The sequence below is a fragment of the Pseudomonas sp. S2_B10 genome (genome assembly GCF_054668425.1).
In genome coordinates, this window is sequence record NZ_CP162768.1 from 690,869 (window position 1) to 706,986 (window position 16,118).

Consider the following 16,118-nt stretch of genomic DNA (forward strand, 5'->3'; position numbering starts at 1 on the left):
ATGGCCAAATCGCTGTTGATCATCAGCCGCCAATCGCCATGGTCCGGCCCCGGTGCGCGGGAAGCGCTGGATATCGTGCTCGCCGGTGGCGCCTTTGATCTGCCGATCGGTTTGCTGTTTCTCGATGACGGCGTGCTGCAACTGGCCGCCGGGCAGAACGCCAAGGCCTTGCAGCAGAAAGACCTCAGCGCCAATCTGCAGGCGCTGCCGATGTTTGGTGTCGAAGAGCTGTTCTATTGCGCCGAAAGCGCCAATGCTCGCGGTCTTGGCAAACTGTCGCTGGACGAGGCGCAGCCGCTTGCTGCTGACCACATCACCGCCCTTATTGACCGTTACGATCAGGTGATCACCCTCTGATGTCGACTTTGCATGTTTTGTCTCATTCCCCGTTCGCCGACGATCGTCTGAGCAGTTGCCTGCGCCTGCTCGGCAGCGCCGATGCGGTATTGTTGTCCGGCGATGCGGTGTATGCGCTGCAACCGGACACTGCGCCGTTCTCTGCTCTGCAAGAGCGACCAATCAATCTGTTCGTATTGGTTGAGGACGCACAGGCGCGTGCGATCGAGATTCCAGACTGGGCCGAGGCCATCGACTACCCGGCGTTTGTCGAACTGTCGATCCATCACGCCAAGGTCAACAGCTGGCTATGAATTCAATGACCGTCGGCGCCCGCGCCATCGAACTGGACAAGGACGGCTTTCTCGTTGACCTCAGCGACTGGTCGGCTGAAGTCGCCAGCGCCCTCGCCGCCGCAGAAGACATCGAGTTGACGCCTGAACACTGGGAAGTCCTCGAGCTGCTGCGCAGCTTCTACGCCGAATTCCAGCTATCGCCGGCCACGCGGCCGCTGATCAAGTACACCGCGTTGAAACTTGGCGCGGACAAAGGCAACAGCCTGCACCTGAACCGACTGTTCAAAGGCACCCCTGCCAAACTCGCCGCGAAACTGGCGGGCCTGCCCAAACCGACGAATTGCCTATGAACGACTTTCCAGCTTTGACCCTCGAAACGCCTGCCGAGCATCCGTTCGCGCAATTCGTGCGCATTCTCGGCAAGGGCAAGCGCGGCGCCCGCGACCTGACGCGCGAAGAAGCCCGCGAGGCCATGGGCATGGTGCTCGATGACAAGGTCGAAGATACGCAACTGGGTGCCTTCCTGATGTTGCTGCGGCACAAGGAAGAAAGCGCAGAGGAAATGGCCGGTTTCACCGAAGCCCTGCGCGAACGCTTGCAGGCACCGGCGCTGAATGTCGACCTGGACTGGCCGACCTACGCCGGCAAAAAACGCCATCTGCCGTGGTATCTGCTCGCGGCCAAATGCCTGGCGCAAAACGGCGTACGCATCTTCATGCATGGCGGCGGCGCGCACACTGCCGGGCGCCTGTACAGCGAACAACTGCTGGGCGAACTGAACATTCCCCTGTGCCGCAATTGGCAGCAGGTCGGCGCGGCACTGGACAACGGCGGCCTGGCGTTTATGCCGCTCGTGGACTGGGCGCCGCAGTTGCAAAAGATGATCGACCTGCGCAATACCTTGGGCCTGCGGTCGCCGATCCACTCGCTGGCGCGGATTCTCAATCCGTTGGGCGCACGCTGCGGCCTGCAAAGCATTTTTCACCCGGGTTACCAGGCGGTGCATCGCGATGCCAGCGGCTTGCTCGGCGACGCGGCAATTGTGGTCAAGGGTGATGGCGGTGAAATCGAGATCAACCCCGACGCCACCAGCCACCTGTATGGCACCAGCGGCGGTCAGAGCTGGGATGAAGAATGGCCGCAGCTGTCAGCGCAGCGCCACGTCAAACCCGCTTCGCTGGAAATCGAGCACTTGAAAGCCGTGTGGCGTGGCGATGTGGTCGACAGTTACCCGCAAATGGCCTTGATTGCGACCATGGCCCTCGCCCTGCGCGGTCTCGGTCAGAATCGCGAAGAGGCGTTCGCAACCGCCGAGCAGTATTGGGCGGCGCGCAACACATCGATCTAACCGATCATTAGCGCCCGATCTTTGCGCTTTTTGTTCGAACTCATCGGAATAGACTCGACTCCAACGAATATTGGTTTTGGGAGTCTTGATCATGGGTTTACTCGTCGACGGCCACTGGCAGGACAAGTGGTACGAAAGCAGCAAGGACGGCGCGTTCCAGCGCGAACAGGCGCAACGCCGCAACTGGGTGACCGCCGACGGTCAACCAGGCCCCAGCGGTGAAGGCGGTTTCACTGCCGAAGCCGGGCGCTATCACCTGTACGTTTCCCTCGCCTGCCCTTGGGCGCATCGCACGCTGATTCTGCGCAAACTCAAAGGGCTGGAAGGTCTGATCGACGTGTCGGTGGTCAGCTGGCTCATGCTGGAGAACGGCTGGACCTTCGACAAAGCGCTCGGTTCGACAGGCGACAAACTCGATGGCTTCGATTTCATGCATCAGCGATACACCGCCGACACGCCTGATTACACCGGGCGCGTGACGGTGCCAGTGCTGTGGGACAAGAAACTCAAGCGCATCGTCAGCAATGAATCGGCGGAAATCATTCGCATGTTCAACAGCGCCTTCGACGGGATCACTGGTAACGATCTGGACTTTTATCCGGCGCCGCTACGCAACGAGATCGATGCGCTGAACGAGCGGATCTACCCGGCGGTGAACAACGGAGTCTATCGTGCCGGGTTCGCCACCTCGCAACAGGCATACGAACAGGCGTTCGATGAAGTATTCGCCGAACTGGATCATCTGGAGCAACTGCTGGGTGCCAATCGCTACCTGAGCGGGGAATACCTGACTGAGGCCGACGTGCGCCTGTTTACCACGATGATTCGCTTTGACGCGGTGTATCACGGGCACTTCAAGTGCAACCTGCGGCGGATTGCCGATTACCCGAATCTGTCGAACTGGCTACGCGAGATGTATCAATGGCCGGGGATTGCCGAGACGGTGGATTTTCAGCACATCAAGCATCACTACTATGGCAGCCACAAGACCATCAACCCGACCGGCGTGGTGCCGAAGGGGCCGGAGCAGGATTTCAGCGTAGCGCATGACCGGTCGCGGTTGATCGGGAAAGGGGTTTGGTTAAAGGGCTAACAGCAGAAGCAAAAGATCGCAGCCTTCGGCAACTCCTACATGAGAATGCGTTCCTCTGTAGGAGCTGCCGAAGGCTGCGATCTTTTGATCTGACTCAGACCTGCGCTTGAGCCCCTTCAAACCACGCCAGCTTCTCGCGCAGTTGCACCACTTCGCCGACGATCACCAGAGTCGGCGCATGCACTTCATGCTCCGCCACCATTCGCGGCAGATCCGCCAGCGTGCCGGTGAAAACCCGCTGATTGACTGTAGTGCCCTGCTGAATCAACGCCGCCGGGGTATCCGCCGCGCGACCATGCTTGATCAACTGCTCGCAGATGATCGGCAGGCCCACCAGGCCCATGTAGAACACCAGCGTCTGCGCCGGGGCGACAAGATCGGCCCATGGCAGATCGGTGGAACCATCCTTCAAGTGGCCAGTGACAAACCGCACGGACTGCGCATGGTCACGGTGGGTCAGCGGGATCCCCGCATAAGCGGCGCAACCGCTGGCCGCCGTGATGCCTGGGACCACCTGGAATGGAATACCGTGGGCCGCCAGTTCTTCGATCTCTTCGCCACCGCGGCCGAAGATAAACGGATCGCCGCCCTTCAACCGCACCACACGCTTGCCAGCCTTGGCCAGATCGACCAGTTGCTGGTTGATCTGATCCTGCGGCACGGCGTGTTCGGAGCGACGCTTGCCGACATACACCCGCTCGGCATCGCGACGGCACAACTCGAGAATCGCCGGCGCCACCAGGCGGTCATAGAGCACCACATCGGCTTGCTGCATCAGACGCAGTGCGCGGAAGGTCAACAGATCCGGATCACCCGGACCGGCACCGACCAGATAAACCTCGCCAGTGGTGACCATTGGCTCGCCATCGACCTTAGCCTGCAACAGGCGCTCGGCTTCAGCGCCCTGCCCGGCCAGTTGACGATCGGCGATCGGGCCCTGGAAAACGTCTTCCCAGAAGCCGCGACGCTGCTGAACATCCGGAAACAGGTTTTTCACCTGATTGCGAAAACGCGCAGCCAGCCCTGCCAATTGACCGTAGGTCGAAGGAATCCAGGTTTCGATTTTCGCGCGGATCAGACGCGCCAGTACCGGCGCATCGCCGCCGCTGGACACGGCGATGATCAACGGCGAGCGATCGACGATCGCCGGGAAGATCACGCTGCACAAGGCCGGCGCATCGACCACGTTGACCGGCACGCAACGGCGGTGGGCGTCGGTGGAGACTTGCGCGTTGAGCGTTTCGTCGTCGGTAGCGGCAATGATCAGCCCGCAACCGTCCAGATCCGTTTCGGCGTAACCGCGCAACAGGCATTCACCGCCGCTGGCAGCGACCAGTTCGGCCAGTTGCGTTTCGATTTCAGGTGCGACCACCCGCAGCAGCGCACCGGCATCGGCCAGCAGGCGGGATTTGCGCAAGGCAATTTCCCCCCCACCGACAACCAACACACGACTGCCGCGCAGGTTGTGAAACAGCGGCAGATATTTCATTTAGCCGATGACCTCAAGGCCACCCATGTACGGCTTCAGCACGTCCGGCACGCGGATCGAACCGTCGGCCTGCTGGTAGTTTTCCAGTACCGCAACCAGAGTACGACCGACCGCCAGACCAGAGCCGTTCAAGGTGTGCACCAGCTCAGGCTTGCCGGTTTCCGGGTTACGGAAACGCGCCTGCATGCGCCGCGCCTGGAAGTCGCCGCAGTTGGAGCACGAGGAGATTTCGCGGTATTTGTCCTGGCTCGGAATCCACACTTCGAGGTCGTAGGTCTTGACGGCGCTGAAGCCCATGTCGCCGGTGCACAGCGCCAGGGTGCGGTAAGGCAGGCCGAGCAGCTGGAGGACTTTTTCGGCGTTGGCAGTCAGGCTTTCCAGCGCTTCCATCGATTGCGACGGCTCGACGACCTGGACCATTTCGACTTTGTCGAACTGGTGCTGGCGGATCATGCCACGCGTGTCGCGACCCGACGCACCGGCTTCGCTGCGGAAGCACGGGGTGTGGGCGACAAACTTGATCGGCAACAACTTCGAATCGACGATTTCGCCGGCAACGATGTTGGTCAGTGACACTTCGGCGGTTGGAATCAGGTACAGATCGGCTTCGCCTTCGCGGGCAATCTTGAACAGATCTTCTTCGAACTTCGGCAGCTGGCCGGTACCTTGCAGCGCCGGAGCCTGAACCAGATAAGGCGTGTAAGCCTCTTCGTAGCCATGTTCGGTGACATGCAGGTTGATCATGAACTGCGCCAGTGCGCGATGCAGACGCGCGATCGGGCCACGCAACAAGGCGAAACGAGCACCGGACAGCTTGGCGGCGGTTTCGAAGTCCAGCCAGCCGAACTTCTCGCCGAGGGCGACGTGGTCTTTCACTTCGAAATCGAACTGAGTCGGGGTGCCCCAACGGCGTACTTCGACGTTGTCGTCTTCGTCCTTGCCGACCGGAACCGATTCGTGCGGCAGGTTGGGGATACCGAGCAGGATCGAATCGAGTTCGGTCTGGATCGCGTCCAGCTCGACCTTGCCAGCGCTCAACTCGCCTGCCATACGCTCGACGTCCGCCATCAGCGGCGCGATGTCTTCGCCGCGCTGCTTGGCCTGCCCGATGGATTTGGAACGCGCGTTACGCTCAGCCTGCAGTGCTTCGGTGCGGGTCTGGACGGTCTTGCGCTGTTCTTCCAGCGCTTCGATGCGCGCGGTGTCCAGGGCAAAGCCACGGGAAGCCAGGCGGTCCGCTACGTCCTGAAGGTTGCTACGTAACAGTTTGGAATCGAGCATGTCGGTTTCTCGTTATCAAAGTTTGGTCAGGGACAGGCCGGCCCACGTCGCGAGCAGCCCGCCGAATACGCTGAGTGCCGCGTAGCCCAGGGCCAGCAACACTTGCCCGCTTTCCAGCAGGCGCACCGTATCCAGTGAAAAGGATGAAAAAGTCGTCAGCCCCCCGAGGAAGCCGACCATCAACCCGGCGCGCACCTCGATCGGCACCTCCGGGCGTATCAGAAACAGGCCGTACAACACGCCAATCAGCATGCAGCCCACGATATTAACGGCCAGCGTCGCGGTATAGAAGTGCCGCGGCCAATTGGCGCTGACCCAATTACCGGTGGCGAAGCGCAACAAGGTGCCGGCAACACCGCCGACCGACACTGCGAGTATCAATGGAACCACTATTTTCTCCGCTGCCGAGGGCTCAGACGATCGAGTTGAGCGAGGTGATTGAGCTTTTCGCCGATCTTCAACTCCAGGCCACGGGGCACTGGCTGATAGAACGGAATCGGCTCGAGTTCTTCCGGAAAATAGTCTTCGCCGGCGGCATAGGCGTCCGGCTCGTCGTGGGCGTAGCGGTATTCGTCGCCATAACCCAATTGCTTCATCAGCTTGGTCGGTGCATTGCGCAGGTGCAGCGGGACTTCCAGCGAGCCGTTCTCAGCCGCTGCGCGCAGCGCGGTTTTGAAGCCCATGTACACCGCATTGCTTTTCGGTGCGCAGGCCAGATAAGTAATGGCCTGGGCGACTGCCAATTCGCCCTCGGGGCTGCCGAGACGCTCCTGCACTTCCCACGCCGCCAGGCACAGGCTCAATGCACGCGGGTCGGCGTTGCCGATGTCTTCGCTCGCCATGCGCACCACGCGTCGCGCCAGGTACAGCGGATCGCAACCGCCGTCGATCATCCGCGCAAACCAGTACAGCGCGCCGTCGGGATTGGAGCCGCGCACGGATTTGTGCAGCGCCGAGATCTGGTCGTAAAACGCTTCACCGCCCTTGTCGAAACGTCGGCGCGTATCGCCGAGCAGGCTTTGCAGCAACTCGGTGCCGATTTCGCTGTTGTCTTCGGCCAGATCAGAGGCGTTTTCCAGCAGATTGAGCAGGCGCCGGCCATCGCCATCAGCGGCGGACAGCAACATCTGGAAGCCTTCATCGCTCAGGGTCAGGTTGCGCTTGCCCAGGCCGCGCTCTTCGGTGAGTGCGCGGTGGACCAGTTTGCGCAAGGCCGCTTCGTCGAGGCTTTTCAGCACGTAGACGCGGGCCCGCGACAATAAGGCGTTGTTCAGTTCGAACGAAGGGTTTTCGGTGGTGGCGCCGATGAAGATCAGCGTGCCGTCTTCAACGTAAGGCAGAAACGCGTCCTGCTGCGACTTGTTGAAACGGTGTACTTCGTCGACAAACAGGATCGTGCGCTTGCCGTACTGGCCTGCCTGCTGCTTGGCAATTTCAACGGCCTGACGGATTTCCTTGACCCCGGCGAGCACCGCCGAGACCGTTTCGAAGTGCGCATCCGAGACTTCTGCGAGCAAGCGCGCCAGGGTGGTCTTGCCCACGCCCGGCGGCCCCCAGAAGATCATCGAATGCAGCGCGCCCTGCTCCAGCGCCTCACGCAGAGGCTTGCCGCGAGCGAGTACGTGTTCCTGACCGACGTACTCATCCAGATTGGCCGCACGCAGACGGGCGGCCAAGGGCTGGGCAATCGGTGCACTGCGAAACAGATCCATCACGTAGCGTTGAAACCTCTGATTTTCTGAAATCTGCTGAAGTACCTGTGGTGAGGGGATTTATCCCCGTTGGGCTGCGAAGCGGCCCCAAAAGCGACGACTGCTGCGCAGCCGGACGGGGATAAATCCCCTCGCCACAATAGCCCCTCAATAGCGGGCCCTCACCACAAAGGCCCTGACACAAAGTGCCGGTGTTTATTCCTGGATAACGTCGGCACCCTTGGGAATGTCGAATTTGAATTTGGACGCAGGCACCGCTTCGTTGGCCTTGACCCCGGTAAACAGGATATTGGTGCGCTGGCCGACGCTGTCAATCAGTTGCATGTCATTGAGCAGGCCGTTGCGGAACGACAGGCGCAGATTGTCGAACAGGGTGTCCTTGGTTTTCGGCTTCAGGGTGAAGTCGATCACGCCGCCCGCCTCTTTCGCGCTGATATCGAAGCTCTGGCTGATCTTCGAGACATCGCCGGACAACAGCAAGGCCGGCGTCTGGGTCAGACGCTCATCGAGCTTCTTGATGGTTGCCTGCTCCAGATCCGGGTCCCACAGGGTGACTTTCTTGCCATCGGAGACCATGGTCTGCTCGGCCGGCGCATTGGTGTGCCAGTAGAACAGGCCCGGACGCTGCAGGGTCATGTTGCCGGTGGTTTCCTGCAACTGGGTGCCGGTGCCATCGAGGGTCAACTGCGAAAAGTTCGCCGACAGGGTTTTCGATGTTTCGAGCAATTGGGTCAGACGCGCCACGTCCTTTTCATCGGCGTGGGCCGTGAGTGTGGTCAGCGCCAGTACTGGCAACAGCATGCGGATAAGGCGCATGAGAGTCCTCTTGAATACTCGTGGGAGAGCGAGTGGCGCGTCATTGCGCCACTCGAGTCGTTGCGTTTCAGTCGCGTACCGGGCCCGGGGCCAGGACTTCACGCGAACCGTTGGTGCTCATTGAGGTAACGACGCCAGCCATTTCCATCGCCTCGATCATCCGCGCGGCACGGTTGTAGCCGATCTTCAGCTTGCGCTGCACAGCGGAAATCGACGCACGACGACTTTCGAGGACGAACTGCACCGCTTCGTCATACAGCGCGTCGGCTTCCGGATCATCACCGTCGCCACCACCGCTGCTGCCTTCAAAGCCGCTGCCCGCCTCTTCGACACCGTTGAGAATGTCGTCGTTGTACTCAGGCGCACCGCGCAATTTCCAGGCCTCGACCACGCGGTGAACCTCATCGTCGGAGACGAACGCGCCGTGAACCCGGATCGGCAAACTGGTGCCCGGCGGCATGTAGAGCATGTCACCGTGCCCGAGCAGTTGCTCGGCGCCACCCTGGTCGATGATGGTTCGCGAATCGATCTTGCTCGATACCTGAAACGCCATACGTGTCGGGATGTTGGCTTTGATCAGACCAGTGATCACGTCCACCGACGGGCGCTGGGTGGCAAGAATCAAGTGAATCCCCGCCGCACGCGCCTTTTGCGCAATACGCGCGATCAGTTCTTCAACCTTCTTGCCGACGATCATCATCATGTCGGCGAATTCGTCCACCACTACGACGATGGTCGGCAGTTTCTGCAGCAGCGGCGCTTCGTCGTGAATGCTTTCGCGCTTGTACAGCGGATCGCTCAACGGCTCGCCGGCATCCTGGGCTTCCTTGACCTTGGCGTTGAAGCCGGACAGGTTACGCACACCCATTTTCGCCATCAGCTTGTAGCGACGCTCCATCTCGGCAACGCTCCAGCGCAAGGCGTTGGCGGCGTCCTTCATGTCGGTCACTACCGGGCAAAGCAGGTGCGGAATGCCTTCGTAGATCGACAGCTCAAGCATTTTCGGGTCGATCATGATCAGCTTGGCGTCGTCAGGCCCGGACTTGAACAGGATCGACAGGATCATCGCGTTCACGCCCACGGACTTACCGGAACCGGTGGTACCGGCCACCAGCAAGTGCGGCATCTTCGCCAGGTCGGTGATGACCGGCTTGCCGCCGATGTCATGACCGAGCGCCAGGGTGACCGGCGATTTGAAGTTGTCGTACTCGGGGGTCGACAGCACCTCGGAGAAACGCACGATCTGGCGGTCTTCGTTGGGAATCTCGATACCCACAGTGGTCTTGCCCGGAATCACCTCGACCACCCGCACACTGGTCACCGCCAGCGAACGCGCCAGGTCTTTGGCCAGGTTGGCGATGCGGCTGACTTTTACCCCGGCGGCAGGCTGGATTTCGTATCGGGTAATCACTGGACCCGGATGGATCGAATCAACGGTGACTTCGACGCCGAATTCCTTGAGCTTGATTTCCAGCAAGTGGCCGACTGCTGCCAAGGACTCAGGCGAATAGTTGAGCTGTTTCTTTTCCGCAGGATCAAGAATCGAGATCGGCGGCAAGGTGCCTTCGACCGCGCTGTCGACGAACAACGGCGCCTGCTTCTCTTTCTGCACGCGCTTGCTCGGCTCCGGCGCCTTGGCTGGTGCCGGCGCGATCACCGGTGGCACCTGCTTCTCGCGGTCGGACATGTGCTTGCTCAACGCTTGCTCACGCTCGATCAGGCGTTCCTTGACCTTGGCCTGTTCGCGTTTGTCGGTGACAGTCGGTGCGACCACATCGTGGACGCGGTCATCAACCTCACGCAGTTGCGCAACCAGTTGCTTGCGTTCAGTGCGCGCCGACCACCAGCGGTTGAGGGCGCCCTGGAACAGTTCGAACAGATCGAGGGTGATCTTGCCGGTGACGTCCATCACCTTGAACCACGACAGGTCGGTGAATACGGTCAGGCCGAACAGGAACAGAGCGATGAACAACAGCGTGCTGCCCTGGATGTTCAGCGCATTCTTCGCCAGATCGCCAAGGCTTTCGCCCAGGGCACCGCCAGCGCCGGCCGGCAGACCGGTCGCGGCATGGAAATGAATGTGCGCCAGCGCAGCGCCGGAGAGCACGAGGAATACCAGGCCGATCAGACGCCAGGAAAACAGCCAGCCGCTCCACTGCCATGGTTCGTGGCGTTGACGGAAGATCTGGTACGCCTTGACCGCCAGCAGCAACGGAAAGATATAGGCGAAGTAACCGAGCACCATGAACAGGATATCGGCGCTGTATGAGCCGGCCGGGCCACCGAAGTTCTGCACATCGTCGATCTTGCTGTTATGGCTCCACCCCGGATCGTCCTTGCCGTAGGTCAGCAAAGCCATCATCAGGAACAGGCACAAAGCGCCAATGGCGATCAATGCACCTTCCTTGAGCCGGTAGTGCAGTTGCTGGCGCCAGAGCGGAACGACTGTTTTGGGTGCTTCGGTGGTCTTCTTCAAAACGCTTCTTTTCCTGCGCCCGAGGCGCGTCCATCTATTGAATGACGATAAAAAACTGCCCAATCCAGGCAGGTAAAAAAGGTGAAAAGCTCAACTGGGACTACTTTTAACACTGTGCCACTGGTTTTATAAACACAGCCATAAACACTGTGCGCAGCGTATAGCCTGTCACAACCCGGCATTGTACGGGTTTGTGCGTCCGATGCCATGTTTGAGACCCCAGCCTTGAGCATAGCCAAACGTACATGCACTGCGTTGCAATTGGAGCATGCATTGTCTTTTGTGACAAAGGCTTATGAGCTGTATTTGATGAACGTAGCGAACCTGGCCGGATCAGGCTCACAGGAATGCTCGACAGCATCGGTACGGTGACGCTTACGACCACGGGCGACACATCAAGTTGCAGCTCAATGCTCACTGCAGCAGACATCTGTGCAGGACAGCGGCGCCGTTTCGCGGCAAACTCTTTCGCGGGGCCTGCACGCCCCTGACTGCCCTCCCCTTCTGCAAGCCTGGATGCCATGCTGACTTGGTTACAACGTAACTCCCTGACCTTTCCGCCACTGGAAAAAGCCATGCGCGAGCCGAACGGATTGCTCGCCGCCGGCGGCGATCTTTCCGCCGATCGACTGATCCAGGCCTATCGCCATGGCTGCTTCCCCTGGTTCTCCGAGGGCCAGCCGATTCTCTGGTGGTCGCCAGACCCTCGCACCGTGCTGTTTCCCGACGAACTGCACGTCTCGCGCAGTCTCGGCAAGCTGCTGCGCAAGCAACGCTATCAAGTGACCTTCGATCAGGATTTCGACGCCGTCATCCGCGCCTGCGCTGCACCGCGTGATTACGCCGACGGCACCTGGATCACCGAGGCCATGCAGGATGCTTACGTAGAATTGCATCGGCGCGGTTTCGCGCATTCGGTTGAGGTCTGGGACGAGGGACAGCTGGTCGGCGGCCTGTACGGCCTGGCGATGGGCCAACTGTTTTTTGGCGAGTCGATGTTCAGCCGCGCTGACAACGCGTCCAAATATGGCTTTGCCACGCTGGTCCAGCATTTGAAAGCCGCCGGATTTGTGCTGATCGACTGCCAGATGCCGACCGATCACCTGCACAGCCTCGGTGCGCGGTCGATTCCGCGCGGCGAATTCGCCGACTATCTGCGGCGCCATCTAGATCAACCGAATTCAGCGACCTGGGTTTGCTGAGCGACTTTTGCGCAGGTGGCTTACACTTAATCCACCAGCTTATCCCGAGGGTTGATTCATGACCGAGTTGGCGCGTTTGAAGTTTTATGCCACTCAGCCCCACTCTTGCAGTTATCTGCCCGAGGAGCAGGCCACGACGCTGTTTCTCGACCCGAGTCAGCCCATGGATGTGCATGTCTACGCAGACTTGTCGGAAATGGGCTTTCGTCGCAGCGGCGATCATTTGTACCGGCCGCATTGCCAGAATTGCAATGCGTGCGTGCCTGCGCGCATTCCCTCCGCACAATTCATCACTAATCGCCAGCAAAAGCGCATCTACAAACGCAACGCGGATTTGCAGGTGCAGCCGGTCAAACCGCACTTCAGCGAAGAATATTTCGACCTGTACCAGCGCTACATAGAACAGCGCCATGCCGACGGCGACATGTACCCGCCAAGCCGCGATCAGTTCTCGACGTTCCTGGTGCGTGACCTGCCCTTCTCGCGCTTCTACGAGTTTCGACTCGACGGACGGTTGCTCGCGGTGGCGGTGACCGATCTGCTGCCCAACGGTTTGTCAGCGGTGTACACCTTCTACGAACCGAACGAAGAACGCCGCAGCCTCGGCCGTTACGCAATCCTCTGGCAAATCGCCGAGAGCCAGCGTCTGGGCCTTGAGGCCGTGTACCTGGGTTACTGGATCAAGAACTGCAAAAAGATGAACTACAAGACGCAATATCGGCCCATCGAATTGCTGATCAATCAGCGCTGGGTCATCCTGAACTGAACCTGCGGCCTAAACCCCTTGGCGTAAACACCATTTTTCGGGCACAATGCACGCCGCTTTTGCCTGGCGCAGTTGCACCGGGCCATTCATTGGATACCGAGGGCTTTACTGCATGTCGAAAGAAGACAGCTTCGAAATGGAAGGCACTGTCGTCGACACCCTGCCCAACACCATGTTTCGTGTGGAGTTGGAAAATGGGCACGTCGTAACCGCGCATATTTCCGGCAAGATGCGCAAGAACTACATTCGTATTCTTACCGGTGACAAAGTGCGCGTCGAGCTGACGCCCTATGACTTGAGCAAAGGGCGGATCACTTACCGCGCTCGTTAATCAAGTCAATACAGAACGCCCGGGTTATGCCGGGCGTTTTTGTGTCTGCGTTTTGAGGTTTGGAGGCTGGGGACTTAATCGTTGCTGCGGGTGTTGCCGCTGGCGGTTTCGCTCTACAGCAAGCAGATCAAAAGATCGCAGCCTTCGGCAGCTCCGGTTGGATCGCGTGAATTCGATAGAAACGGGTTGACCTGCAGGCCGACTTCGCGAGCAGGCTCGCTCCCACAGAAAAGCAAAGGCAAAGGCAAAGGCAAAGGCAAAGGCAAAGGCAAAGGCAAAAGATCGCAGTCTCCGGCAGCTCCTACACAATGAGCTTTAGCTCGAGTACCGCTTTTGATCTTGATTCACCGGCGACGTCGGAAGGCTGAGTGGAGGGATTGATCCGGGGGTGGGAGCGCAGCGACCGTCTGGCGCAGCCAGACACAGCGGAAGGAGGTGCAGCGAAGCAAACCGGAGCCGCTGCGCCCGGATCGATCCCGGAGCGAAGGAACCCGAGCCTGCGAGGGCCGAACGCAGGAGCAAGCGTTTTTTTGCTTACTTTTTTTAGGCGTTTGTAAAAAAAGTGAGTCGCCGTAAGGGCGAAACCCTAAGCAGCCGTAACCGCAGCAACGGATATACACCCAAAACTATCAAACAACGAGCAACAAAAAGGCGCCCGAAGGCGCCCTCTTGATATACGACCGTCAGGCCATCTCAGCCGTGGTTTCGAAGTCGAACGTCAACTCCCCATCCTTGATGTCGATGTGCACCACACCGCCATGCTCGGCCAGTTCGCCAAACAGAATCTCCTCCGCCAGCGGACGCTTGATCTTGTCCTGGATCAGACGCGCCATCGGACGTGCGCCCATCGCCGAGTCATAACCACCCGCCGCCAGCCAGCTGCGTGCCGCATCAGTAACCTCAAGCAACACACGCTTGTCTTCCAGCTGCGCCTGAAGCTCGGTGAGGAACTTGTCCACCACACTTTTGATGACCTCATGACTGAGGCGACCAAACTGGATAATGGTGTCCAGACGGTTACGGAATTCCGGCGTGAAGCTCTTCTTGATCACTTCCATCGCATCGGACGAGTGGTCCTGATGGGTGAAACCGATCGAAGCCCGCGCGGCCGTCTCGGCACCGGCGTTGGTGGTCATGATCACGATCACATTGCGGAAGTCCGCCTTGCGCCCGTTGTTGTCGGTCAGCGTGCCGTGGTCCATGACCTGCAACAACAGGTTGAAGACTTCCGGATGCGCCTTCTCGATTTCATCGAGCAGCAATACGCAATGTGGCTGCTTGGTGATCGCTTCGGTCAGCAGACCGCCCTGGTCGAAACCGACATAGCCTGGAGGCGCACCGATCAGACGCGATACGGTGTGACGCTCCATGTACTCGGACATGTCGAAGCGCACCAGCTCGATGCCCAGCGCCTTGGCCAGTTGTCGCGCGGCCTCGGTTTTACCGACACCGGTAGGCCCGGCAAACAGGAACGAACCGACCGGCTTGTCCGGCGATTTGAGCCCGGCACGGGACAATTTGATCGCAGTGGACAGCGAATCGATCGCCGCGTCCTGACCAAACACCGTCAGCTTCAGGTCACGCTCCAGGTTACGCAGCAGCTCTTTGTCGGAACTGGTGACATGCTTCGGCGGAATCCGCGCGATTTTCGCGACGATGTCCTCGACCTGCGGCACTTCGATACGCTTGACGCGCATCTCCACCGGTTGCAGACGCTGGTAGGCGCCCGCCTCATCGATCACGTCGATGGCCTTGTCTGGCATGTGCCGGTCATTGATGTAGCGCGACGCCAGTTCGGCAGCGGCACGCAACGACTCATCGCTGTATTCGATATTGTGATGCTGCTCGAAACGCCCTTTCAGGCCACGCAGGATACCGATGGTGTCTTCCACCGACGGCTCGACGACATCGACCTTCTGGAATCGACGTGCCAAGGCACGGTCCTTCTCGAAGATGCCGCGAAATTCCTGGAATGTGGTCGAACCGATGCAACGAATGTCGCCAGACGACAGCAGCGGCTTGAGCAGATTGGACGCATCCATCACGCCACCGGACGCAGCACCCGCACCGATGATGGTGTGGATCTCGTCGATGAACAGGATCGCCTGCGGACGTTTCTTCAGTTCATTGAGCAGCGCCTTGAAGCGCTTCTCGAAATCACCGCGATACTTGGTACCCGCAAGCAGAGCGCCGAGGTCGAGCGAATAAACAACCGCATTGGCCAGCAGATCCGGCACCTGATTGTCGACGATGCGCTTGGCCAGGCCCTCGGCAATCGCGGTTTTACCCACGCCTGCCTCGCCCACTAGCAGCGGATTGTTCTTGCGCCGGCGCGCAAGAATCTGCGCGACACGCTCGACTTCCGACTCACGACCAACCAACGGATCAATGCGACCCTGGCGCGCGAGTTCGTTGAGGTTGCTGGCATAAGCATCCAGAGGATTGCCTGAAGAAGAAGACTCACCGCCCTCGTCGTCCTGCATATCTTGTTCACCTTCAGAGTGATCGCCGTGCCCCGGTACTTTCGAAATGCCGTGGGCGATGTAGTTGACGACATCGATGCGCGCCACGCTCTGCTGTTTCAGCAGGAACACGGCCTGACTCTCTTGCTCACTGAAGATGGCGACCAGCACGTTGGCGCCGGTCACTTCGCGCTTGCCCGAGCTCTGTACGTGAAAAACAGCACGCTGCAGGACACGCTGGAAGCCCAGGGTTGGCTGGGTTTCGCGATCCTCGTCATGGACGGGGATCAATGGCGTGGTGGAGTCGATGAACTCCTGCAGATCATGCTTGAGTTTGTCGAGGTTTGCGCCGCAGGCACGCAAAACGGTGGCGGCAGCCTCATTATCCAATAGGGCCAGCAGGAGATGTTCGACGGTCATGAACTCATGACGCTTCGAACGAGCCTCCTTGAAGGCAAGATTGAGGGTGACTTCGAGCTCGCGGTTTAACATAGCTTCACCTCATACCCA

Annotated in this window: 15 protein-coding genes; 8 read left to right on the forward strand and 7 right to left on the reverse strand. The window is 59.6% G+C overall.

Annotated elements, in window-relative coordinates:
* From tusC to AB4O45_RS03015, 5 genes are all read left to right on the forward strand, one after another.
* Entirely contained in the window at positions 1–357 is a 357-nt protein-coding gene (tusC, locus tag AB4O45_RS02995; protein ID WP_375122371.1) for a sulfurtransferase complex subunit TusC, read from the forward strand.
* Positions 357–650, forward strand: coding sequence for a sulfurtransferase complex subunit TusB (gene tusB / locus AB4O45_RS03000; protein WP_460161050.1), 294 nt, complete (start codon positions 357–359; stop codon positions 648–650). The genes tusC and tusB overlap by 1 nt, the downstream gene beginning before the upstream one ends.
* Entirely contained in the window at positions 647–982 is a 336-nt protein-coding gene (locus AB4O45_RS03005; protein WP_016770652.1) for a TusE/DsrC/DsvC family sulfur relay protein, read from the forward strand. The genes tusB and AB4O45_RS03005 overlap by 4 nt, the downstream gene beginning before the upstream one ends.
* Positions 979–1,980, forward strand: a complete 1,002-nt coding sequence (locus AB4O45_RS03010; protein WP_252886421.1) for a glycosyl transferase family protein — start codon at positions 979–981, stop codon at positions 1,978–1,980. The genes AB4O45_RS03005 and AB4O45_RS03010 overlap by 4 nt, the downstream gene beginning before the upstream one ends.
* 91 nt (positions 1,981–2,071) lie before the next feature.
* A complete protein-coding gene (locus tag AB4O45_RS03015) occupies positions 2,072–3,073 on the forward strand; it encodes a glutathione S-transferase family protein (protein WP_460161051.1) in 1,002 nt (333 codons plus the stop codon).
* 94 nt (positions 3,074–3,167) lie between these two features.
* On the opposite strand, the gene cysG is transcribed toward AB4O45_RS03015, so the two are convergent.
* From cysG to ftsK, 6 genes are all read right to left on the reverse strand, one after another.
* A complete protein-coding gene (gene cysG, locus AB4O45_RS03020) occupies positions 3,168–4,562 on the reverse strand; it encodes a siroheme synthase CysG (RefSeq protein WP_041477064.1) in 1,395 nt (464 codons plus the stop codon).
* Positions 4,563–5,843, reverse strand: a complete 1,281-nt coding sequence (serS, locus tag AB4O45_RS03025) for a serine--tRNA ligase (RefSeq protein WP_056788907.1) — start codon at positions 5,841–5,843, stop codon at positions 4,563–4,565.
* Between the two features lie 15 nt (positions 5,844–5,858).
* Positions 5,859–6,233, reverse strand: a complete 375-nt coding sequence (gene crcB, locus AB4O45_RS03030) for a fluoride efflux transporter CrcB (protein ID WP_252867864.1) — start codon at positions 6,231–6,233, stop codon at positions 5,859–5,861.
* The gene (locus AB4O45_RS03035; protein WP_042609225.1) at positions 6,233–7,555 is read right to left on the reverse strand and encodes a replication-associated recombination protein A; all 1,323 of its coding nucleotides are present in this window, start codon (positions 7,553–7,555) and stop codon (positions 6,233–6,235) included. The genes crcB and AB4O45_RS03035 overlap by 1 nt, the downstream gene beginning before the upstream one ends.
* 195 nt (positions 7,556–7,750) lie before the next feature.
* Positions 7,751–8,371, reverse strand: coding sequence for an outer membrane lipoprotein chaperone LolA (gene lolA / locus AB4O45_RS03040; RefSeq protein ID WP_016775262.1), 621 nt, complete (start codon positions 8,369–8,371; stop codon positions 7,751–7,753).
* Positions 8,372–8,438: 67 nt separating this feature from the next.
* Complete coding sequence (gene ftsK / locus AB4O45_RS03045) at positions 8,439–10,847, reverse strand: DNA translocase FtsK (RefSeq protein ID WP_460161052.1); 2,409 nt, start codon at positions 10,845–10,847, stop codon at positions 8,439–8,441.
* 521 nt (positions 10,848–11,368) lie between these two features.
* On the opposite strand from ftsK, the gene aat reads away from it, so the two are divergent.
* The 3 genes from aat (at position 11,369) to infA (ending at position 13,146) form a co-directional block, all read left to right on the forward strand.
* Positions 11,369–12,049, forward strand: a complete 681-nt coding sequence (gene aat, locus AB4O45_RS03050) for a leucyl/phenylalanyl-tRNA--protein transferase (protein WP_095182060.1) — start codon at positions 11,369–11,371, stop codon at positions 12,047–12,049.
* A 58-nt stretch (positions 12,050–12,107) separates the two neighbouring features.
* Positions 12,108–12,815, forward strand: a complete 708-nt coding sequence (locus AB4O45_RS03055; protein ID WP_041477071.1) for an arginyltransferase — start codon at positions 12,108–12,110, stop codon at positions 12,813–12,815.
* A 112-nt stretch (positions 12,816–12,927) separates the two neighbouring features.
* Positions 12,928–13,146, forward strand: coding sequence for a translation initiation factor IF-1 (infA, locus tag AB4O45_RS03060; protein WP_002553999.1), 219 nt, complete (start codon positions 12,928–12,930; stop codon positions 13,144–13,146).
* Positions 13,147–13,829: 683 nt separating this feature from the next.
* On the opposite strand, the gene clpA is transcribed toward infA, so the two are convergent.
* Entirely contained in the window at positions 13,830–16,100 is a 2,271-nt protein-coding gene (gene clpA, locus AB4O45_RS03065; protein WP_016775266.1) for an ATP-dependent Clp protease ATP-binding subunit ClpA, read from the reverse strand.
* Between the last annotated feature and the right edge of the window lie 18 nt (positions 16,101–16,118).

Coding starts and splice junctions, on each gene's coding strand:
- AB4O45_RS03035 (WP_042609225.1), bottom strand. CDS start 7,555: ATGGATCTGTTTCGCAGTGCACCGATTGCCCAGCCCTTGGCCGCCCGT.
- tusC (WP_375122371.1), top strand. CDS start 1: ATGGCCAAATCGCTGTTGATCATCAGCCGCCAATCGCCATGGTCCGGC.
- AB4O45_RS03055 (WP_041477071.1), top strand. CDS start 12,108: ATGACCGAGTTGGCGCGTTTGAAGTTTTATGCCACTCAGCCCCACTCT.
- tusB (WP_460161050.1), top strand. CDS start 357: ATGTCGACTTTGCATGTTTTGTCTCATTCCCCGTTCGCCGACGATCGT.
- cysG (WP_041477064.1), bottom strand. CDS start 4,562: ATGAAATATCTGCCGCTGTTTCACAACCTGCGCGGCAGTCGTGTGTTG.
- clpA (WP_016775266.1), bottom strand. CDS start 16,100: ATGTTAAACCGCGAGCTCGAAGTCACCCTCAATCTTGCCTTCAAGGAG.
- lolA (WP_016775262.1), bottom strand. CDS start 8,371: ATGCGCCTTATCCGCATGCTGTTGCCAGTACTGGCGCTGACCACACTC.
- AB4O45_RS03015 (WP_460161051.1), top strand. CDS start 2,072: ATGGGTTTACTCGTCGACGGCCACTGGCAGGACAAGTGGTACGAAAGC.
- AB4O45_RS03005 (WP_016770652.1), top strand. CDS start 647: ATGAATTCAATGACCGTCGGCGCCCGCGCCATCGAACTGGACAAGGAC.
- infA (WP_002553999.1), top strand. CDS start 12,928: ATGTCGAAAGAAGACAGCTTCGAAATGGAAGGCACTGTCGTCGACACC.
- AB4O45_RS03010 (WP_252886421.1), top strand. CDS start 979: ATGAACGACTTTCCAGCTTTGACCCTCGAAACGCCTGCCGAGCATCCG.
- serS (WP_056788907.1), bottom strand. CDS start 5,843: ATGCTCGATTCCAAACTGTTACGTAGCAACCTTCAGGACGTAGCGGAC.
- aat (WP_095182060.1), top strand. CDS start 11,369: ATGCTGACTTGGTTACAACGTAACTCCCTGACCTTTCCGCCACTGGAA.